The organism is Streptomyces sp. NPDC050485, assembly GCF_044458185.1.
In the GTDB taxonomy this organism is placed as follows: domain Bacteria; phylum Actinomycetota; class Actinomycetes; order Streptomycetales; family Streptomycetaceae; genus Streptomyces.
The window spans coordinates 1-18,567 of sequence record NZ_JBITHR010000010.1 but is presented as its reverse complement, the minus strand read 5'-3'; the positions used below and the strand labels follow the sequence as shown (position 1 = coordinate 18,567).

The 18,567-nt window shown below is 72.1% G+C and carries 16 protein-coding genes and 1 pseudogene; 11 read left to right on the top strand and 6 right to left on the bottom strand.

Annotated elements, in window-relative coordinates; all coding sequences use genetic code 11:
* Positions 1 to 87 precede the first annotated feature (87 nt).
* A complete protein-coding gene (disA, locus tag ACIBK6_RS20975; protein WP_053729099.1) occupies positions 88 to 1,212 on the bottom strand; it encodes a DNA integrity scanning diadenylate cyclase DisA in 1,125 nt (374 codons plus the stop codon).
* 90 nt (positions 1,213 to 1,302) lie between these two features.
* Positions 1,303 to 2,700 (bottom strand): DNA repair protein RadA, encoded by a 1,398-nt coding sequence (radA, locus tag ACIBK6_RS20970; protein ID WP_399052792.1) that lies wholly within the window; start codon positions 2,698 to 2,700, stop codon positions 1,303 to 1,305.
* Positions 2,701 to 3,005: 305 nt separating this feature from the next.
* On the opposite strand from radA, the gene ACIBK6_RS20965 reads away from it, so the two are divergent.
* The gene (locus ACIBK6_RS20965; protein WP_399052791.1) at positions 3,006 to 4,679 is read left to right on the top strand and encodes a hypothetical protein; all 1,674 of its coding nucleotides are present in this window, start codon (positions 3,006 to 3,008) and stop codon (positions 4,677 to 4,679) included.
* A 37-nt stretch (positions 4,680 to 4,716) separates the two neighbouring features.
* On the opposite strand, the gene ACIBK6_RS20960 is transcribed toward ACIBK6_RS20965, so the two are convergent.
* Positions 4,717 to 5,532, bottom strand: a complete 816-nt coding sequence (locus tag ACIBK6_RS20960) for a hypothetical protein (protein ID WP_399052790.1) — start codon at positions 5,530 to 5,532, stop codon at positions 4,717 to 4,719.
* 52 nt (positions 5,533 to 5,584) lie between these two features.
* Here ACIBK6_RS20960 and ACIBK6_RS20955 point away from each other — a divergent pair, with 52 nt between their 5' ends.
* The 4 genes from ACIBK6_RS20955 to ilvD all read left to right on the top strand — a co-directional run bounded on the left by ACIBK6_RS20955 (position 5,585) and on the right by ilvD (position 10,218).
* Complete coding sequence (locus tag ACIBK6_RS20955; protein ID WP_399052789.1) at positions 5,585 to 6,517, top strand: Ppx/GppA family phosphatase; 933 nt, start codon at positions 5,585 to 5,587, stop codon at positions 6,515 to 6,517.
* A 104-nt stretch (positions 6,518 to 6,621) separates the two neighbouring features.
* On the top strand, positions 6,622 to 7,443 hold the full coding sequence (locus ACIBK6_RS20950; protein WP_399052788.1) for a sugar phosphate isomerase/epimerase family protein: 822 nt from the start codon (positions 6,622 to 6,624) through the stop codon (positions 7,441 to 7,443).
* Positions 7,440 to 8,078, top strand: a complete 639-nt coding sequence (locus ACIBK6_RS20945) for a TetR family transcriptional regulator (RefSeq protein ID WP_399052787.1) — start codon at positions 7,440 to 7,442, stop codon at positions 8,076 to 8,078. Before ACIBK6_RS20950 ends, ACIBK6_RS20945 begins: the two co-directional genes overlap by 4 nt.
* Before the next feature lie 289 nt (positions 8,079 to 8,367).
* Positions 8,368 to 10,218 carry a dihydroxy-acid dehydratase gene (ilvD, locus tag ACIBK6_RS20940; protein ID WP_399052786.1) on the top strand — a complete coding sequence of 617 codons (1,851 nt, stop codon included), beginning with the start codon at positions 8,368 to 8,370 and terminating at the stop codon, positions 10,216 to 10,218.
* Positions 10,219 to 10,280: 62 nt separating this feature from the next.
* On the opposite strand, the gene ACIBK6_RS20935 is transcribed toward ilvD, so the two are convergent.
* On the bottom strand, positions 10,281 to 12,683 hold the full coding sequence (locus tag ACIBK6_RS20935; RefSeq protein WP_399052785.1) for a PQQ-binding-like beta-propeller repeat protein: 2,403 nt from the start codon (positions 12,681 to 12,683) through the stop codon (positions 10,281 to 10,283).
* Positions 12,684 to 12,794: 111 nt separating this feature from the next.
* On the opposite strand from ACIBK6_RS20935, the gene ACIBK6_RS20930 reads away from it, so the two are divergent.
* From ACIBK6_RS20930 to ACIBK6_RS20920, 3 genes and pseudogenes are all read left to right on the top strand, one after another.
* Positions 12,795 to 13,058, top strand: coding sequence for a peptidase (locus ACIBK6_RS20930; protein WP_399052784.1), 264 nt, complete (start codon positions 12,795 to 12,797; stop codon positions 13,056 to 13,058).
* Between the two features lie 270 nt (positions 13,059 to 13,328).
* Complete coding sequence (locus tag ACIBK6_RS20925; protein ID WP_399053046.1) at positions 13,329 to 13,913, top strand: hypothetical protein; 585 nt, start codon at positions 13,329 to 13,331, stop codon at positions 13,911 to 13,913.
* 248 nt (positions 13,914 to 14,161) lie between these two features.
* Positions 14,162 to 14,299: pseudogene (locus ACIBK6_RS20920) on the top strand (methyltransferase domain-containing protein); the annotation flags it as partial.
* 24 nt (positions 14,300 to 14,323) lie between these two features.
* Here the strand turns inward: ACIBK6_RS20920 and ACIBK6_RS20915 are convergent.
* Positions 14,324 to 14,842 (bottom strand): hypothetical protein, encoded by a 519-nt coding sequence (locus tag ACIBK6_RS20915; RefSeq protein WP_399052783.1) that lies wholly within the window; start codon positions 14,840 to 14,842, stop codon positions 14,324 to 14,326.
* A 103-nt stretch (positions 14,843 to 14,945) separates the two neighbouring features.
* On the opposite strand from ACIBK6_RS20915, the gene ACIBK6_RS20910 reads away from it, so the two are divergent.
* From ACIBK6_RS20910 to proC, 3 genes are all read left to right on the top strand, one after another.
* On the top strand, positions 14,946 to 15,800 hold the full coding sequence (locus ACIBK6_RS20910; protein ID WP_399052782.1) for an ABC transporter ATP-binding protein: 855 nt from the start codon (positions 14,946 to 14,948) through the stop codon (positions 15,798 to 15,800).
* The gene (locus tag ACIBK6_RS20905; protein ID WP_399052781.1) at positions 15,797 to 16,534 is read left to right on the top strand and encodes an ABC transporter permease; all 738 of its coding nucleotides are present in this window, start codon (positions 15,797 to 15,799) and stop codon (positions 16,532 to 16,534) included. Before ACIBK6_RS20910 ends, ACIBK6_RS20905 begins: the two co-directional genes overlap by 4 nt.
* A 206-nt stretch (positions 16,535 to 16,740) precedes the next feature.
* Positions 16,741 to 17,550 (top strand): pyrroline-5-carboxylate reductase, encoded by an 810-nt coding sequence (proC, locus tag ACIBK6_RS20900; RefSeq protein ID WP_399052780.1) that lies wholly within the window; start codon positions 16,741 to 16,743, stop codon positions 17,548 to 17,550.
* A 4-nt stretch (positions 17,551 to 17,554) separates the two neighbouring features.
* Here the strand turns inward: proC and ACIBK6_RS20895 are convergent, their stop codons facing one another.
* On the bottom strand, positions 17,555 to 18,043 hold the full coding sequence (locus ACIBK6_RS20895) for a hypothetical protein (protein WP_399052779.1): 489 nt from the start codon (positions 18,041 to 18,043) through the stop codon (positions 17,555 to 17,557).
* Positions 18,044 to 18,567: the final 524 nt, after the last annotated feature.

The following is an 18,567-nucleotide window of genomic DNA, read 5'->3' as shown; positions in this document are numbered from 1 at the left end:
GCGGCCCCCCCCCCCCCCCCCCACACCCCCCCCCCCCCCCGCCCCCCCGCCGCGCGGGGGGGGGGGGGCCCCCCCCCCCCCGGTTTGCTAGACGTACCGCTCCAGGATGGAAGACTCCGCCAGCCGCGAGAGCCCCTCGCGCACGCTCCGCGCCCGCGCCTCGCCGACCCCGTCGACGGTCTGGAGGTCGTCCACCGAGGCGGCAAGCAGCTTCTGGAGGCCGCCGAAGTGCTCCACCAGGCGCTCGATGATCGCCCCCGGCAGCCTCGGCACCTTCGCGAGCAGCCGGTACCCGCGCGGCGACACCGCCGAGTCCAGCGTTTCGGGCGAGCCACTGTAGCCCAACGCCCTTGCCACTATGGGCAGTTCGAGGAGCTCCGCGTGGGTGAGGTCGTTGAGCTCGCGCAGCGCCTCGTCGACCGTGCGGGAGCGCTTGGCGGTGGGCTCGGGGACGTAGTCCCGTACCACCAGCTCGCGCTCGGGCTCGACGCCCGCGATCAGCTCGTCCAGCTGGAGGGAGAGCAGCCGCCCGTCCGTGCCCAACTCCACCACGTACTCGGCGATTTCCGTCGCGATGCGGCGGACCATCTCCAGGCGCTGGGCGACCGCCGTGACGTCCCGGACCGTCACCAGGTCCTCGATTTCGAGCGCGGACAGCGTGCCCGCCACCTCGTCCAGGCGGAGCTTGTAGCGCTCCAGGGTTGCGAGGGCCTGGTTGGCGCGGGACAGGATCGCCGCCGACTCCTCCAGGACACGGCGCTCCCCGTTCACGTACAGCGCGATCAGGCGCATGGACTGGGAGACCGAGACGACCGGGAAGTTGCACTGCTTGGAGACGCGGTCCGCCGTGCGGTGGCGGGTGCCGGTCTCCTCGGTGGGGATGCCGGCGTCCGGGACCAGCTGCACACCGGCCCGGTGGATCTTGGTGATGTCCTTGTCGAGCACGAGCGCGCCGTCGAGTTTGCACAGCTCGCGCAGCCGCGTCGCGGCGAATTCGACGTCCAGGACGAAGCCGCCCGTGCACATCGAGTCGACGGTCTTGTCCAGGCCGAGGACGATCAGACCGCCGGTGTTGCCGCGCAGGATGCGCTCCAGGCCGTCGCGGAGCGCGGTGCCGGGCGCGACGGCGCTCAGGGCGGCGCGCATCAGTGCTTCGTTACCGGAGCCTGTGCCGGACTTTCCGGGTGCTGATGCCCGGTCGTTGGCTGCCACTGCACTCCTCCGGTGTTGCTCATACGGTGCGTACTGCTCGCGTACTGCTCGTACGGACGGGCGAGACCAGGGCAAAGTCTACCGGCGCGGCTACTCCTCCCGTGGGGGCTGTGCGCGACGCCCGCGCGGGAGCACTCGCAGCGCGTCCCCCATGTCGGCGACTTCGGTGACCTTCATGCCGGCCGGGACCTTGCCCGGGTCGGTCGGCACCAGGGCGTGCGTGAAGCCGAGCCGGTGCGCTTCGGCGAGCCGGCGCTGGACCCCGGTGACCCTTCTGACCTCGCCCGCCAGGCCCACCTCGCCGATCGCGACCAGGTTCTTGGGCAGCGGAGTGTCGCTGGCCGCCGAGGCCAGGGCCAGCGCGATCGCCAGGTCCGCGGCGGGCTCGGAGAGCTTCACCCCGCCGACTGTCGCGCTGTAGATGTCGCGTTTGCCGAGCGCGGTGATGCGGCCCCGCTGTTCGAGCACCGCGAGCATCATCGAGACGCGGGAGGTCTCCAGGCCGGAGGTGGTGCGGCGGGGGGAGGGGATCTGCGAGTCGACCGTGAGCGCCTGGACTTCGGCGACCAGGGGGCGGCGGCCCTCCAGGGTGACCGTCAGACAGGTGCCGGGCACGGCGACGTCGCGGCGGGTGAGGAACAGGCCGCTGGGGTCGGCGAGCCCGGTGATGCCCTCGTCGTGCAGCTCGAAGCAGCCGACCTCGTCGGTCGCCCCGTACCGGTTCTTGACGCCCCGTACGAGACGCAGCCGCGCGTGCCGGTCGCCCTCGAAGGAGAGCACCACGTCCACGAGGTGTTCCAGCAGGCGGGGGCCCGCGATCGCGCCGTCCTTCGTGACGTGGCCGACCAGGAGCGTGGACATGCCGCGCTCCTTGGAGGCGCGGATCAGGGCGCCCGCGACCTCGCGGACCTGGGCCATGCCGCCGGGGGCGCCGTCGATCTCGGGCGATGCGACGGTCTGCACGGAGTCGAGGACGAGCAGGGACGGTTTCACCGCGTCGAGATGGCCGAGAACGGCGGAGAGGTCCGTCTCGGCGGCCAGGTAGAGGTGGTCGTTGAGCGCCTTGATCCGGTCGGCGCGCAGCCGGACCTGACTCGCCGACTCCTCGCCCGTGATGTACAGCGTGCGGTGGTCGTCGTTGGCCGCCTTCGCCGCCACGTCCAGGAGCAGCGTGGACTTGCCGACGCCGGGTTCGCCCGCGAGCAGCACCACCGCGCCGGGCACCAGGCCGCCGCCGAGGACGCGGTCCAGCTCGGCCACCCCGGTGGTGCGGGCGGTCGCCTGGCGGCCGTCCACCTGGCCGATGGGCAGCGCGGCGGTGGAGACCCGGCCCGCCGCCGTCGTACGGACCGCGGGCGCGCCGTACTCCTCGACCGTCCCCCAGGCCTGGCACTCGGGGCAGCGGCCGAGCCACTTGGCGGTGGTCCAGCCGCATTCGGTGCAGCGGTAGGACGGCCGGTCCTTCGCGGATTTCGTACGGGCAGCCATGGCGTCACCGTATAGGGGGCCACTGACATTCCCGTACGGGATGCCGGGCGGCCCGTATCGCGGGGGGCCTTGCGCCGTCCGGGCGCGGGGTCCGGCGATTCCGCGCCCCGCCGTTCGGGTGGTCCTGCCCCTCCCGGCGCCGCCCCGACCGCTCGCGTCCGTTTGCACTGTGCGTGAGGGGTCTGCCATCGAATGCCATGGAAGCCCCGCTTCCTGTCCCCTTTTGAGGGATACGTTCACCCGTAAGGATTAAATGTGTTCAACCGGTACGAAGAACCCCTGATCCTCCCCCTACGGTCGCACGGATGACGAGCAGCAGACCGGATCAACCAGCGCACAACACCGGCGCACACCGGGCGCAGGGCCCTGCGCCCCACACGTTGGCCCAGCGCCCGCCCGCGCGTTACGAGGCCCATCTCGACGGCCTGTTCACGTACTGCCTGTCCGTCCTGTGCGACCACGACGAGGCGATCGCCGCCCTCGGCGAGTTACTCGCCGTCTCCGAGCGCCAGTACGCGCGGTGCCCCGAGGGCGAGGCCGAACGCCGGGCATGGCTGTACGCGCTGGCCCGCTGGGCCTGTCTGCGCAAGCTGGCCGAGCGCAGGCGCAACCGGCAGGGCGCCCACACCGGACGCGTGCCCGAAGCGGCCCCCGCCGCCGAGGTCTCAGCGGAGGAGCAGGAGCGGCGCCGCCGCGAACTCGCCCTGCTCGCCTGGCCCGAGGCGGCCGGCACCACCCCCGAGCAGCGCGAGGCCCTCGAACTCGCGGTCCGCCACCAGCTCGGCGCCCGCGAGGTCGCCGCCGTGCTCGGCATGACCTACCCGGCCGCCCGCGAACTCCTCGCCGCCGGGGCCTGCGAGGTCGAGCGGACCCGGGCCGCGCTCGCCGTCGTGGAGACGGGCGGCTGCCCCACGGTCGCCCAACTGACCGGCGACCACCAGGTGTTGCTCTCCGCCGCGCTGCGCCGAGAACTGGTCCGGCACGTGGACGACTGCCCCCGCTGCCGCCGCGCCGCCGAACGCGCGGGCGCGGGCGGGCCATGGCCCGGCTCAACCGTCACCCCGGCCGCGCTGCCGCTGGCCGAGGCGCCGCGGGCCGACGCGCAGGCCGCGATGCTGCACGTGCCGCGGACGCGCGGCGGGGCCCCGCGCTTCGACCGGACCGGGTTCCCGATGGACCCCAAGGACCGGGCCGCCCGGCGCGACCGGCTGCGGGCCCGGGCGGTGACCACCACCGTCGTGGCGACCGTCGTCGCGGCGCCGGTCTTCGCGCTCTGGGCCGCCTACCGCGGCGCCCCGTCCACCGGCGAGACGCACGACGGCACCAAGGTCACCGCCAGCGAGGCCGACACTCCGGGCGGGCTGAACGGCCACCCGTACGACCGCTACGAGAACGCGGGCAACGCCCGCAGCGAACCCGACAGCCGCTTCACCGCCGGCAGCCGCGCCCCCGACGTCTCCGTCGAGGTCATCAGCCCCTCCGCCGCCCCGGCGGGCCCCGGCCGGCTCGCGGTCGCGGCGAGCTCGGCGGGCGACACGACCGTGCTCACGCTCACCTCGACCGGGGGTTCACCGGTCGACTGGTCGCTGCGCAGCCACGCCCCCTGGCTCTCCTTCAGCCAGAGCGCGGGCAGACTCGCGCCCGGCCACAGCGTCACCGTGTACATCCGCGTCGAGCACGCCCAGGAGCCGCACCACGCCTGGTCGGTACGGGTCGAGGTCGAGCCGTCCGGCGCCGCGGTACGCATCTCGGGCGACGGCACCCCCATCACCCCGCCGTCCTCGCCCGACCCGGGCCACCCCGGAAACCCCGGCCCGTCCGGATCCGGCGCGCCGCCGTCGACCCGGCCCACGCCGAGCCCGCCGAGCAGCCCCACGCCCACGCCCCCACGGCCTACGTCCAGCCCGACGCCGAGCCCGCCCGCGTCACCGACCCGGACCCCGCCGCCGTCGACGCCCCCGGCCGGCCACAGCCGCTGACCGGGGGAGGGGCCAACTGCCGTAATCCGTACGCCGGTTACCGCTTTGGGTCGGCCGGGTGGGGGGCGACCAGCGGCAGCTGCGAGGCGAGCCGCGCCTCGCACTGCTCCACCAGGACGGCGTACGCCTCCGAGCCCATGAGCTCGGTCAGCTCCGGCCTGTACGTCACGTACACCGGCTCGCCCGCGCCGTGGGCGGAGGTCGCCGAGGTGCACCACCAGTGCAGGTCGTGGCCGCCCGGACCCCAGCCCCGGCGGTCGTACTCGCCGATCGAGATCTGCAGCACCTTGGTGTCGTCGGGCCGCTCGATCCAGTCGTACGTCCGGCGCACCGGCAGCTGCCAGCACACGTCCGGCTTGGTCTCCAGCGGCTCCTTGCCCTCCTTCAAAGCCAGGATGTGCAGCGAGCAGCCGGCGCCGCCCGCGAAGCCCGGCCGGTTCTGGAAGATGCAGGAACCCTTCCAGCGGCGGGTCTGGCGCTCGCCGTCCTCGTCGGTCTGGGTCCAGCCCGACTCGGTGCCCACGTCGTGGAACTGCCACAGCTCCGGGGTGAGCCGCGCCACGTGCCCGGCCACCCGCTTCTCGTCGTCCTTGTCGGAGAAGTGGGCGCCCAGGGTGCAGCAGCCGTCGTCGGCCCGGCCCGCCTCGATGCCCTGGCAGCCGCTGCCGAAGATGCAGGTCCACCGCGAGGTGAGCCAGGTCAGGTCGCAGCGGAAGACCTGCTCGTCGTCGGCGGGGTCGGGGAATTCGACCCAGGCGCGCGGGAAGTCGATCCCCTGCTCGTCCTGGGTCCGCTGGGCGGGGTTCTTCGCGGCCCCGGCTTTGCCCGGCTTCGCCTTTTTCGTCTTTGGCACGGGTCAAGCGTATGTCCGAGGCCATGTCCGCACGCGCAGTAGCGTTCACTCCATGAGACTCGGAGTCCTCGATGTGGGGTCGAACACGGTTCATCTGCTGGTCGTGGACGCGCACGCCGGTGCCGCGCCGCTGCCCGCGCACTCGCACAAGGCGGAGCTGCGGCTCGCCGAACTCCTCGACGGGGACGGTGCGATCGGACCGGCAGGCATCGACCGGCTGGTCGCCACGATCAAGGGCGCGCTGCTGTCCGCCGAGGACAAGGGTGTCCAGGAACTGCTGCCCTTCGCGACCTCCGCGGTCCGCGAGGCCAGCAACATCGACCAGGTGATCGCCCGGGTCCGCGACGAGACCGGCGTGCAGCTGCCGGTCCTGTCCGGCGACGAGGAGGCCCGGCTCACCTTTCTGGCGGCGCGCCGCTGGTACGGCTGGTCGGCCGGGAAGCTGCTCCTGCTCGACATCGGCGGCGGCTCCCTGGAAGTCGCGTACGGCATCGACGAGGAACCGGACGGGGCGGTGTCGCTGCCGCTGGGCGCCGGACGGCTGACCGCGGCCTGGCTGCCGGGCGACCCGCCGGACCCGGCCGACGTACGGGCGCTGCGCCGGCACGTACGGGCCCAGATCGCGGGCACCGTCGGCGAGTTCGCGCGCTCGGGCCGGCCCGACCACGTGGTCGCCACGTCAAAGACGTTCAAGCAGCTCGCCCGGATCGCGGGGGCCGCCCGGTCGAGTGAGGGGGCCTACGTCCAGCGCGTACTGAGTCGCAGTTCACTGGAGGAGTGGGTGCCCAAGCTGGCCGCCATGACGGCCGAGCAGCGCGCCACGCTGCCCGGCGTCTCCGAGGGCCGGGCGCGGCAGCTGCTCGCCGGGGCGCTGGTCGCGGAGGGCGCGATGGACCTGTTCGCCGTCGATGAGCTGGAGGTCTGCCCCTGGGCACTGCGCGAGGGCGTGATCCTGCGCCACCTCGACCACCTTCCGGCGGAGTGACGGGTTCGGTGACCGGTGAGTGCGACGTTACCGGCGAGTGTGACGTTCGTCGGGCGCACCGGACCGCCTCCCCGACCGGTGGCAGCGGCCCGTACCCTGTCTCCGTGGCAGATCCAGTGGTGCGCATCCCGGATGCGAAGGTCGCCCTGTCGACGGCCTCGGTCTATCCGGAGTCGACGGCGACGGCCTTCGAGATCGCCGCGCGCCTGGGGTACGACGGCGTCGAGGTCATGGTCTGGACCGACCCCGTCAGCCAGGACATCGAAGCCCTGCGGCGGCTCTCCGACTACCACCAGGTGCCGATCCTGGCCGTCCACGCGCCGTGTCTGCTGATCACCCAGCGGGTCTGGTCCACCGACCCCTGGGTGAAGCTCCAGCGGGCGCGGTCGGCGGCCGAGCGGCTCGGCGCCTCCACGGTGGTGGTCCATCCGCCGTTCCGCTGGCAGCGCCAGTACTCCCGCGACTTCGTCGACGGCATCTGGCGGATGGCCGACGAGACCGATGTGCGATTCGCCGTAGAGAACATGTACCCGTGGCGCTACCGGGACCGCGAAATGCTCGCGTACGCCCCCGACTGGGACGTCACCAAGGACGACTACCGCAACTTCACGATCGACCTCTCGCACGCCGCGACCTCCCGTACGGACGCGCTGGCCATGGTCGACCGGATGGGCGACCGGCTCGCCCACGTCCACCTCGCCGACGGGCGAGGCTCGGCGAAGGACGAGCACCTGGTGCCGGGCCGCGGCACCCAGCCGTGCGCGGAACTCCTCGAACACCTCGCCCTGACCGGCTTCGACGGCCACGTCGTCATCGAGGTCAACACCCGGCGCGCCATGTCCGCCGCGGAACGCGAGGCCGACCTCGCGGAGGCGCTCGCCTTCACCCGGCTGCACCTGGCGTCCGCCCCGGCCCGCCGCGCATGACGGACTCCCCGGGCGGTACGGGTACGGGCCCGGCCGCCCCGCGCCGCCGCGGCCGCCCGCCGCGGGCCTCCGTCGACACCGGCCCCGGCACCCGCGAACGCATCCTGGCCGCGGCTCGCGCCGAGTTCTCCGACCGGGGTTACGACAAGACGTCCATGCGCGGCATCGCCAAGGCGGCCGGGGTCGACGCGGCGCTGGTCCACCACTACTTCGGCACGAAGGACGAGGTCTTCGCGGCGGCCGTCGAGGTCGACTTCGAACCGGCGCTGACGCTGTCGGCCGTCCTCGGCCACGACCTCGACGGCGTGGGCGAACGCCTCGCCCGCTACTTCCTCTCCGTCTGGGAGAACCCGGCGACGCGCACCCCGCTGATCGCCGTGATCCGCTCGGCGCTCACCCACGAGGCGGCCGCGAAAGTCCTGCGGGGCTTCGTGCTGCGCCGCCTCCTGGAGCGCGTGGCGGCCGACCTGAAGGTCCCCGACCCCCGCTTCCGCGCGGAACTGGCGGCGTCCCACATGATCGGGATCGCGATCATGCGATACGTACTGGAGGTGGAACCGCTCGCCTCGGCGGACCCGGAGTCGATCGTGGAACTGGTGGCACCGACACTCCAGCGGTACCTGACGGAGGCGTGACCCTGACGAGCCAGGACCCGCAGCGAAATCCCGATGCGCAGCAAGTTCAAGCCCTGGCCAGCAAAATCAAGCCCCTCCGGCGATTGAGGAGCGGGGTCTGGGGCGGAGCCCCCCACGCGGCGGAGCCGCAAAGTGTCACAGCGGGAAGGGGCGGGGTGGGGAAGAAGCCTGCGCAGCACCCGACCAAGGGGCGAGCCGGGCGTCCCGGCATGCGGACAAGCTGTCCAAATCTTGGAGCACCGGCGTAGGCTCGCAGACAGCCCACCCTGTCTGAAGGAGACGAGCGACGATGCCCGAGCTGAGGTCCCGCACAGTCACCCACGGCCGCAACATGGCGGGCGCCCGCGCCCTTATGCGGGCCTCCGGTGTAGCGAGCGAGGACATCGGCAAGCCGATCATCGCCGTGGCGAACAGCTTCACCGAGTTCGTGCCGGGCCACACCCACCTCGCCCCGGTCGGCCGCATCGTGAGCGAGGCCATCCTGGCCGCCGGCGCCGTGCCCCGCGAGTTCAACACGATCGCCGTGGACGACGGCATCGCGATGGGCCACGGCGGCATGCTCTACAGCCTCCCCTCCCGCGACCTCATCGCGGACAGCGTGGAGTACATGGTCGAGGCCCACTGCGCGGACGCCCTGATCTGCATCTCCAACTGCGACAAGATCACCCCCGGCATGCTGATGGCGGCGCTCCGCCTCAACATTCCCACCGTCTTCGTCTCCGGCGGCCCGATGGAGGCCGGCAAGGCGACCCTGGTCGACGGCACGGTCCGTACGCTCGACCTGGTCGACGCGATCTCGGACGCCGTCAACGACAAGATCTCCGACGAGGACATCCTCCGCATCGAGGAGAACGCCTGCCCCACCTGCGGCTCCTGTTCCGGCATGTTCACCGCCAACTCGATGAACTGCCTGACCGAGGCCATCGGCCTGAGCCTGCCCGGGAACGGCTCGGTCCTGGCGACCCACACCGCCCGCCGCGCCCTGTACGAGAACGCGGCCCGCACGGTCGTCGAGATCACCAAGCGGCACTACGAGCAGGACGACCACTCGGTCCTGCCGCGCTCCATCGCGACCCGCGCCGCGTTCGAGAACGCCATGGCGCTCGACATCGCCATGGGCGGTTCCACCAACACGATCCTGCACCTGCTGGCCGCGGCCCAGGAGGCCGAGCTGGACTACGGCCTCGCGGACATGGACGCCATCAGCCGTCGCGTCCCGTGCCTCGCCAAGGTCGCCCCGAACGTCGCCAAGAACCGTACGTACTACATGGAGGACGTGCACCGCGCCGGCGGCATCCCCGCGATCCTCGGCGAGCTGTACCGCGCGGGCCTGCTCAACGAGGACGTGCACACCGTCCACTCCCGCTCCATCAAGGAGTGGCTGGACGCCTGGGACGTGCGCGGCGGCTCGCCGTCCGCCGAGGCGGTCGAGCTGTGGCACGCGGCCCCCGGCTGCGTCCGCTCCGCCACGGCGTTCTCGCAGTCCGAGCGCTGGGACACCCTGGACACCGACGCCACCGAGGGCTGCATCCGGGACGCGGCCCACGCGTACAGCAAGGACGGCGGCCTCGCCGTCCTGCACGGCAACCTCGCCGAGGACGGCTGCGTCGTGAAGACGGCCGGCGTCGACGAGTCGATCTGGACCTTCGAGGGCCCCGCGGTCGTCTGCGAGTCGCAGGACGAGGCCGTCGACAAGATCCTCCGCAAGGAGGTCACGCACGGCGACGTCGTGGTGATCCGCTACGAGGGCCCCAGGGGCGGCCCCGGCATGCAGGAGATGCTGTACCCGACGTCGTTCCTCAAGGGCCGCGGCCTCGGCAAGACCTGCGCGCTGATCACCGACGGCCGCTTCTCCGGTGGCACCTCGGGCCTGTCCATCGGCCACGCCTCACCCGAGGCGGCGTCCGGCGGCACCATCGCGCTGGTCGAGGACGGCGACCGCATCCGGATCGACATCCCGAACCGTACGATCCAACTCCTCGTCCCCGACGCCGAGTTGGCCACCCGCCGCGAGGCGCTGAACGGGGCGTACGCCCCGAAGAACCGCGAGCGCAAGGTCTCGGCCGCGCTGCGCGCCTACGCAGCGATGGCCACCAGCGCCGACCGCGGCGCGGTCCGCGACGTCTCGAAGCTGGGCTGACGCCGGTCCGTACGGCTGTCGCCGTTCCTGCCAGGTGGCGGGTCGTACGGCTGTCGCCGCCCCTACCAGGCGGCGACATCACCGGGATCGACCGCGAACACCGACCCGTCGGGGGCGGCGGCATACACCTTGCCCCCGGCGGCGAGCGGCGCGGGAAGGGCGGGCGTGAAGGTGTAACGCCCGCCGTGCATACGGGGGTTGGTCTGCCCGGCGAGTACGCCCTTGCGGGCGTCGAAGGCGAGCAGCCTGCCGTCGGCGCCGGTCAGATACACCTGGCCGTCCGAGGCGACGGGCCGCGAGGCGCGCGCCACGCCGGTGTCGAGCCGCCACCTCTCCGCGCCGCGCACCGAGTCCACCGCGACGAGCGCCCCGCCCGCCCCGAAGACGTACACCGTGCCCCCGTCGACCCCGGCCTGCGCCTGGTCGAGCGGGGCGGTGAGCGGGGTGCGGCGGACGGCCTGGGTGGCGGTGTCGAGGCGTACGACGGCCGAGGTCAGCCCGCTGGGGTCGGTCGGCAGCAGGAACAGGGCCTGTGCGTCGGCCGCGACCGGGTGCAGCCGCCCGTCGAGGCGGCTCTGCCACCGCACGGCCCCGGTGGCCGGATCGACGGCGGCGACGGAGGTGGCAGCGCCGTCGGCGGCGGGCGTGGCGACGAACGCGAGCGGTTTGCCGTCGCCGGACTGAGCCACGTTCGCCCTGCCGTCGCCTTTGCCTTCGTCGGACGCGGCCCCCTTGCCCTTACTGGACCCGGCCCCCTTGCCGTCGCCGGACGCGGTCGCCTTTCCGTCGAGGGCCGCGGCCCCCTCGCCCGCACCGGACACCAGCCACTGCGACCGCCGGTCCCCGATCGGCTTCCGCCATTTCTCCACCCCGGTAAGGGAGTTGAGCGCGGTGACATGCCCGTCGGCCGTGGTCAGCAGCACCGTGTCGCCCGCGGGATGCACTCCGGAGTACGCCGAAACGTCCACGGACCACACCTGCTTCCCGGTGCCGGGGTCGTAGGCCCGCAACGTCCCGCCGCCGGGAACCCGCACGAGCACCCGGCCGCCCGCGGCCACCGGAGCGAGGTCGTCGGAGAGCATCGCCCCGCCCGCCCCCGGCACGGACCACAGCACCTTCCCGCTGAAGGGATCGAGCCGGGCGACGGAGACTCCGGGCGCCGCGCAGTAGAGCGAGTGGCCGGCCTCGCCGCCGACGGAGCAGAAGGCCACCCGGTTCTCACCACTGCTGCCGGGCAACTGGACTGTCCAGGGCCGGAATTGGGGAGCGCCGGCCTGCTCCGGGGCGGCGGCCACGGTCTCGGTGCCGGTCCCGTCGGGCAGCGCCTGCACACCCGCCAGGCCCCCGCCGACGATTCCGACAAGCGCGAGCGCACCGAGGACCCAGCGGGTACGCCGACGCGCTGGCCCCCCCTTGCCGCCACCGGCGGAACCCTGCCCACCGGCGGAACCTCTGCCTCCGGCAGAACCTTTGCCACCGGAGGAGGAGCCCTCCGCGCCGAACGAGCCCTCCTGGCCGAACGAGCCCTTCGCACCGAACGAGCCCTCCTCGCCGAACGAAGCCTTCTCGGCGAACGAACCCTCCTCCCGCACCGGGTTCCGGAACCGCTGCGTAGGAATGGAGGCCTCGGATCCGTACGCGGCGGACCGCAGCGCGGACAGCAGGTCGTCCGGGGTGGGCCGGTCGCCGGGATCCTTGGCGAGGCAGCCGCGGAGCACGGGCACGAGATCCTCGGGCACCCCGGCCAAGTCCGGTTCGTTGTGCACCACTTGGTACGCCACGACGTACGGCGACTCCGAGTCGAAGGGCCCGCTCCCGGTGGCGGCGTGCACGAGTACCGCCCCCATGGCGAACACGTCCGCGGCGGGCCCGACCTCGCGGGGCCGCTGGAACTGCTCGGGCGCCATGAACGGCGGCGTACCGATGAGCTTTCCGGTCTCCGTCCGCAGGTCACTGTCGTACGGACGGGAGATCCCGAAGTCGATGACCTTGGGCCCGTCGGCGGCGAGCAGCACGTTGCTCGGCTTGAGGTCGCGGTGCACCACCCCGGCCCGGTGGATGTCGCGCAGCGCCTCGGCGAGCCCGGCCCCGAGCCGGCGCACCTCCTCGGCGGTCAGCGGCCCGCTGTCCTTGACGCGTTCGGCGAGGGTGGGCCCCGGAATGTGCACGGTGGCCATCCAGGGCCGGACGGCATCCGGATCGGCGTCCACGACGGAGGCGGTGAAGGCCCCGCTGACCCGCCGGGCCGCCGACACCTCCTGCCGGAACCGCGCCCGGAATTCCGGATCGGCGGCGTGCTGGGCGTGCACGACCTTGACGGCGAGCCGCATGCCGGAGGGGGAGGTGGCCAGATGCACCACACCCATGCCGCCCGCCCCGAGCACGGATTCGAGCCGGTAGGCCCCGACGGATTCCGGATCCTCGGCACCCTCCGCCCCGAACCCGATACTGCGCGGCGACGCCATGGTCCACCCCCATGTGTCCGTTGTACGCCAGCGTCCGACGGAGCCTAGTCGATGGGGCGTACGGGGCCGATGGGGCTTGCTAGCCTGCGTGTTGCACGCAGAGTGAAGCAGATGGGGGAGATGCAAATGTCACGTTATCCGGTCGCGCCGGGCTGCGAACTGAACGTCCGCAGCGGCCCCGGCACGGGTTACGCCGTGGTCGACGTCCTGCCCCAGGGCGCAACGGTCCCGGTGAACTGCCAGACCCCGGGCACGACGGTCTCGGGCCCGTACGGCACGTCGAACATCTGGGACAACATAGGCAACGGCCGCTTTGTGTCGGACGCGTATGTGAAGACGGGGAGCGACGGCTACGTGGCACCGCGCTGCGGCTAGCGACGGCGGCCCTTCGGCCGGCTCGGTCCGGGGATGGTTCCGGGGATAATCGACCCCATGAGCGAGAAGAGCGGCGCGGGCGGCAAGGGGGCCGAGGACGGCGCGAGCGGGACGGGAGGCGGCACGGGGGCCGGTGACCGCAGCGGCGCCGTCGACCAGAACGGGCCTGGTGACGGCAAGGGCGCCGTCGCCCGGCACGGAGCCAATGGCCGCAGCGCGGCCGATGCCGCAAACGGGGCCGGTGCCTCGAACGGGGCTGATGCCCCGAACATGGCCGGTGCCGTAAACGGGGCCGATGCTCCAAGCGGGGCCGGTGCTCCAGGCGGGGCCGATGCCCCAAGCGGAAAGGCGGCGCCCGCTGCGTCTGCGGCTGCGGCTTCCCCCGCCGGACCGCAGCCCGAGCCGATCCGTTTCTTCGGCACGACGTGGGTCGACCACGACAACGGCTACGGCCTGCGCCGAGCCGGCGCGGCGATCGGCTCGCTGGCGGCGGCAGTGGCGGCGTGCTTCGTGCTGCGCTTCGCGTACGAGGGCCTGCAGATCGCGAACACCGGCGGATTCGTGAACGTGATGATCGTGGTGATGTTCGCGATCTGCAGCGCGCTGGCGTTCCGCAAAACCTGGGAGGGCTTCTCGACCCGCCCCGCCGACCCCGACGCGGACCGCTCGCTCCAGGGCCTGAAGGCCATCGGCTTCATCGGCTCGCTGCTGGCGTACTTCTTCCGTACGTTCACCGAGGCCCCCGGCGAAGCCCTGCACCGTACGGAATTCGAAGCGGCCCGAACCCAGTACGAACGCCGCCGAGGCACCCGCACGGGAAACCCGGCGGCGCGCAGAAAGCCAAAGCGAAAGTAACGGCGCAGAGGGGCGAGTTGGCCGAAGGCCGAAAAACGTCTGCGCAGGCCGCCAACGGCGGGGCACCACCCATTGGTTGCTGAGCCCGTCCAAGCGGACAGAACGGGCGGGCCGGGTGGGAGACCAGGCCCGCCGGAGGCGGGCGCCGACGCACGGCGCGCAGTTCCCCAGCGACGCAGCACCACCCACTGGTCCCTCGCCTGGGCAGCGGGCAGAACGGGCGGGCGGGTGGGAAAACACCCCCCGAACTCGCCACCGCATCCGCGGACTTCATCACGTACGCCCAGGCCTGGCACTGGACCGACCCGGCGAAGGCGGGCCCGGAGGCCCGCCGCGTACTGCGTCCGGGCGGCGCACTGGCCCTGTGGTGGATCGACAGCACCCCACCCCCAGCAGCACCCCACGCCCACCTACCGACGCCCGACCATCCGCGCCTTCCCTGCGATTCCCACCAATCCCACCACCCCCGCCACAGCAAACCCCCGCCAAACCCCGTCCCACACGCTGCTGGAGAACGCCTCGGACGTAACGGCCTGCCGAACGACAACATCGCCGAGCACCATGAGCCCGGCCGGCACGGCCGCCACCCGCCAGGGATGGGCCCGCGCCCAGAGCCGGATCCGATGGTCGGTGCGGTCGGTGCGGTCGGTGCGGTCGGCGCGGACGCCCCCGAGCGCCGCCCCCACCCCGCCCACCAGGAAGAACAGCAGGAGCGCGACGGACCCGGCCCCGGCGATCGCCATCGTGCCGAACCCGTCGGCGATCGAGTCGATCGTGAGCGACACGAACCCGCCCACCGCGCCGACCGTGGTGGCGGCCCCCCACGGCCCGAGCGACGCCGACGCGACGGCGAGGTGCCGCCGCTCGGCCTTGGTGACCGCAGCCTCGGCGATCACGGCGTCCTGAGAGCTTCGCGACTGATTCCTCATGCCTCCAAGGTCCTGCGCAACGCCCCCGCAATGCCATGGGGGATGACCCTGACGGCCCCCCGATCCTTGACGCCCGCACCCCGAGAGGAGGATTATTCATCACATGGTGAATTCCAAGCGAGATCGCACGCCGGACGCCACCCACCGGGCCGCCCTCCCCTCGGAAGCGACCCCTGCCACTCCACCCGCGGCCGCAGCCACACCCGGACCCGCGGTCGAGGCCCAAGACCTGACCGTCGTACGGGGCCCCAGAACCGTCTTGAAGAACCTGGACTTCACCGTCCCGCGCGGCCGCATCACCGGCCTCCTCGGCCCGTCCGGCTGCGGAAAGTCCACCCTGATGCGCGCGATCGTGGGAACGCAGGCGAAAGTGACCGGCACCCTCACCGTCCTGGGCACCCCCGCGGGCACCCCGAGCCTGCGACCGAGGATCGGCTACGTCACCCAAGACCCGTCCGTCTACCAGGATTTGACGGTACGTCAGAACCTCGAATACTTCGCGGCCGTACTCCACCCGGGCCGCGCCCACCGCGCAGCCCGCGCCGAAGCCGTCGAGCGGGCCATCACGGACGTCGACCTCACCACCCACGCCGGTGACCTGGCGGGCCGGCTCTCCGGCGGAGAACTCAGCCGCGCCTCACTGGCCGTCGCCCTGCTCGGCACTCCGGAGCTACTCGTCCTGGACGAACCGACCGTAGGCCTGGACCCCGTACTCCGCCGCGACCTGTGGAACCTCTTCCACACCATCGCCGCCACCCGCGGCACCACCCTCCTCGTCTCCTCGCACGTCATGGACGAGGCGGAACGCTGCCACCGCCTGCTCCTCCTGCGCGAGGGCGTCCTCCTCGCCGAGGACACCCCGGACGACCTGCGCACCCGTACCGCCACGGAAACCGTCGAGGGCGCGTTCCTCCACCTCGTGGACGAAGCCCAACGCAAGGCACAGGCACCCCGATGAACGCATCCCGCACCCTCGCGACCGCCGCCCGCGTGCTGCGCCAACTGCGCCACGACCCGCGCACCATCGCGCTGCTCCTGATCATCCCGTCCGCCATGATCACCCTGCTCAGGTACGTGTTCGACGGCAGCCCGGTCGTGTTCAACAGCATCGGTGCCTCACTGCTCGGCATCTTCCCGCTGATCACGATGTTCCTGGTGTCCTCCATCGCCACCCTGCGCGAACGCACCTCTGGCACCCTGGAACGTCTCCTCGCCATGCCCCTGGGAAAAGGCGACCTGATCGGGGGCTACGCGCTCGCCTTCGGCGCCCTGGCCGTGATCCAGTCGCTCATCGCGACGGGCATCTCCGTCTGGCTCCTCGACCTGAACGTCGTCGGCTCCCCGTGGCTGCTCCTCCTGGTGGCCCTCCTCGACGCCCTGCTCGGCACGGCGCTCGGCCTGTTCGTCTCGGCCTTCGCGGCGTCGGAATTCCAGGCGGTCCAGTTCATGCCGGCGGTGATCTTCCCCCAGCTCCTGCTCTGCGGCCTGTTCACCCCGCGCAGCGCGATGCAGCCGGTCCTGGAATGGATCTCGAACGTCCTGCCCATGTCGTACGCGGTGGACGCCATGACCCAGGTCCTCCACCACCCCGAAGCAACAGCCACCTTCGCAAGAGACACCGGAGTAGTGGCAGCAGTAGCAGTCCTGGTCCTCACCCTGGGAGCAGCAACCCTCCGCCGCCGAACCCCCTAGTCACACAGCCATACCCAGCCCCTCCGGCGTTTGAGGAGCGGGGGTCTGGGGGCAGAGCCCCCAGTTCGGAAAGGGGCGGGGTGGGGAAGAAGCCCAGCGCAGCGCCCCCACCCGTACCGCCCCTCGGACACCACCCCCACCGGCCCACCCCCGGTGCGAGGATGGACGACGCAGGACGCAAGCGCACCACCAGGAGGGTGACCCGCATGACCCAAACCGTCGCAGTCCTCGGCACCGGCAAAATCGGCGAGGCCCTCCTCAGCGGAATGATCCGAGCCGGCTGGCACCCGGCCAACCTTCTGGTGACCGCCCGCCGCTCGGAGCGCGCCGAAGAACTCCACGCCCGCTACGGCGTGGACGCGGTCACCAACGCCGAGGCCGCCAAGCGCGCGGACACCCTGATCCTCGCGGTGAAGCCCCAGGACATGGGCAGGCTCCTGGACGAACTGGCCCCGTACGTCACGAGCGACCGCCTCGTGATCAGCGCGGCGGCGGGCATCCCCACCTCCTTCATCGAGGAGCGCCTCACGGCCGGCACCCCGGTCGTACGCGTCATGCCGAACACCCCCGTACTGGTCGACGAGGGCATGTCGGTGATCAGCGCCGGCAGCCACGCCACGCCCGACCACCTCGCCCATACGGAGGAAATCTTCGGCGGAGTGGGCAAGACCCTGCGCGTACCGGAATCACAGCAGGACGCGGCGACGGCCCTCTCCGGCTCGGGCCCGGCCTACTTCTACTACCTGGTCGAGGCGATGACCGACGCCGGAATCCTCCTCGGCCTGCCCCGCGCCCAGGCGTACGACCTGATCGTGCAGTCCGCGATCGGCGCCGCCGTGATGCTGCGTGACAGCGGCGAGCACCCGGTGAAGCTGCGCGAGGCGGTGATGTCCCCGGCGGGTACGACGATCAGCGCGATCCGCGAGCTGGAGAACCACGGTGTACGCGCCGCCCTCATCGCGGCGCTGGAAGCCGCCCGCGACCGCAGCCGCGAACTGGCCTCGGGCCAGAACTGACCGGTCAGCCCTCGGCACGCGGCCGCTGCCGCACCACCACAGCGGCCGCACCACCACCGACAAGTGCCAGCGCCGCCCCGCCGACGACGCTCAGGACCCCGACGGGCGTGTGCGGAATGGCCCGAAGCGCGGCATGAAACGCATCGCCCTCAGCCACCGGCTCCCCACCACCGGCCGAAACCGTCACGAAACCGTCCCTCTCGGCCTGAGCCCGGGCCCGAGCACCCTGAACCTGAGCCTTGACCGGCCGCACAGACCGCACGGACCGCAGATCCGCCGCGAGCCGGCACCCCTCCTGCAACTTGTGCTCAAGCCGGGCCACCTCAGCCGACGAGGCTCCGCCCGTGCAGGCGCGAGCCCGCTCGATCTCCCTCCGGGTGTCCTCATTCATCGCGTTGACGACCCGCAGCCGCATCTGAGCGACATGCTCGTCCCCGTCCACGGCGTACGCGGCCCCGGGCGCCACGGCCGCTCCCAGGACAAGGAGGGTCACGGCAGCCAGGGCAGTGCGAAGAAGAGACCTCATACCCGCCAAGCTAGGCCGCGCCCCCGGCCCAGCAGATCGGCCGTCCCGCCAGGCCTGCCTCGGCCAAAAGCACGGGGTCCGACGCCCTCCCCGCCCCGAACCCTGGGGCTCCGGCCGAGGGTTGACACGGCCCGACCCGATCCGTAATGTTCTCCGAGTTGTCCGACGTGAGCGCCGACCCCGGTCGGTCCCCGGACAGCCATTCCGCACCAACCACTTCTCATGAACGACATCTCGTCGTCTCATTTTTCGTGCGCTTTTGCGAAATGAGGAATCCGCGTTCGAGAACGCACCCCGATTGGCGTCGGGCCCAAGGATTCCGCTAATGTCTCACTCGTCGGAACGGCCCAACAGCCGGGAAGACAAGCCGACTTGGCCCCGGGAGACTGGGAATCGGGCCCGAAAGGATCTGATAGAGTCGGAGCCGCCGGAAAGGGAAACCCGAGAGGGAGAACCCGAAAGGCACCGAGGAAGTCGGACACGAAAGAGTC

What these genes read in the sequence shown, in the direction of transcription:
- radA (WP_399052792.1), bottom strand. Translation starts at nt 2,700, where the DNA reads ATGGCTGCCCGTACGAAATCCGCGAAGGACCGGCCGTCCTACCGCTGC.
- ACIBK6_RS20965 (WP_399052791.1), top strand. Translation starts at nt 3,006, where the DNA reads ATGACGAGCAGCAGACCGGATCAACCAGCGCACAACACCGGCGCACAC.
- ACIBK6_RS20955 (WP_399052789.1), top strand. Translation starts at nt 5,585, where the DNA reads ATGAGACTCGGAGTCCTCGATGTGGGGTCGAACACGGTTCATCTGCTG.
- ACIBK6_RS20945 (WP_399052787.1), top strand. Translation starts at nt 7,440, where the DNA reads ATGACGGACTCCCCGGGCGGTACGGGTACGGGCCCGGCCGCCCCGCGC.
- ilvD (WP_399052786.1), top strand. Translation starts at nt 8,368, where the DNA reads ATGCCCGAGCTGAGGTCCCGCACAGTCACCCACGGCCGCAACATGGCG.
- ACIBK6_RS20935 (WP_399052785.1), bottom strand. Translation starts at nt 12,683, where the DNA reads ATGGCGTCGCCGCGCAGTATCGGGTTCGGGGCGGAGGGTGCCGAGGAT.
- ACIBK6_RS20930 (WP_399052784.1), top strand. Translation starts at nt 12,795, where the DNA reads ATGGGGGAGATGCAAATGTCACGTTATCCGGTCGCGCCGGGCTGCGAA.
- ACIBK6_RS20925 (WP_399053046.1), top strand. Translation starts at nt 13,329, where the DNA reads ATGGCCGGTGCCGTAAACGGGGCCGATGCTCCAAGCGGGGCCGGTGCT.
- ACIBK6_RS20915 (WP_399052783.1), bottom strand. Translation starts at nt 14,842, where the DNA reads ATGAGGAATCAGTCGCGAAGCTCTCAGGACGCCGTGATCGCCGAGGCT.
- ACIBK6_RS20910 (WP_399052782.1), top strand. Translation starts at nt 14,946, where the DNA reads ATGGTGAATTCCAAGCGAGATCGCACGCCGGACGCCACCCACCGGGCC.
- ACIBK6_RS20905 (WP_399052781.1), top strand. Translation starts at nt 15,797, where the DNA reads ATGAACGCATCCCGCACCCTCGCGACCGCCGCCCGCGTGCTGCGCCAA.
- proC (WP_399052780.1), top strand. Translation starts at nt 16,741, where the DNA reads ATGACCCAAACCGTCGCAGTCCTCGGCACCGGCAAAATCGGCGAGGCC.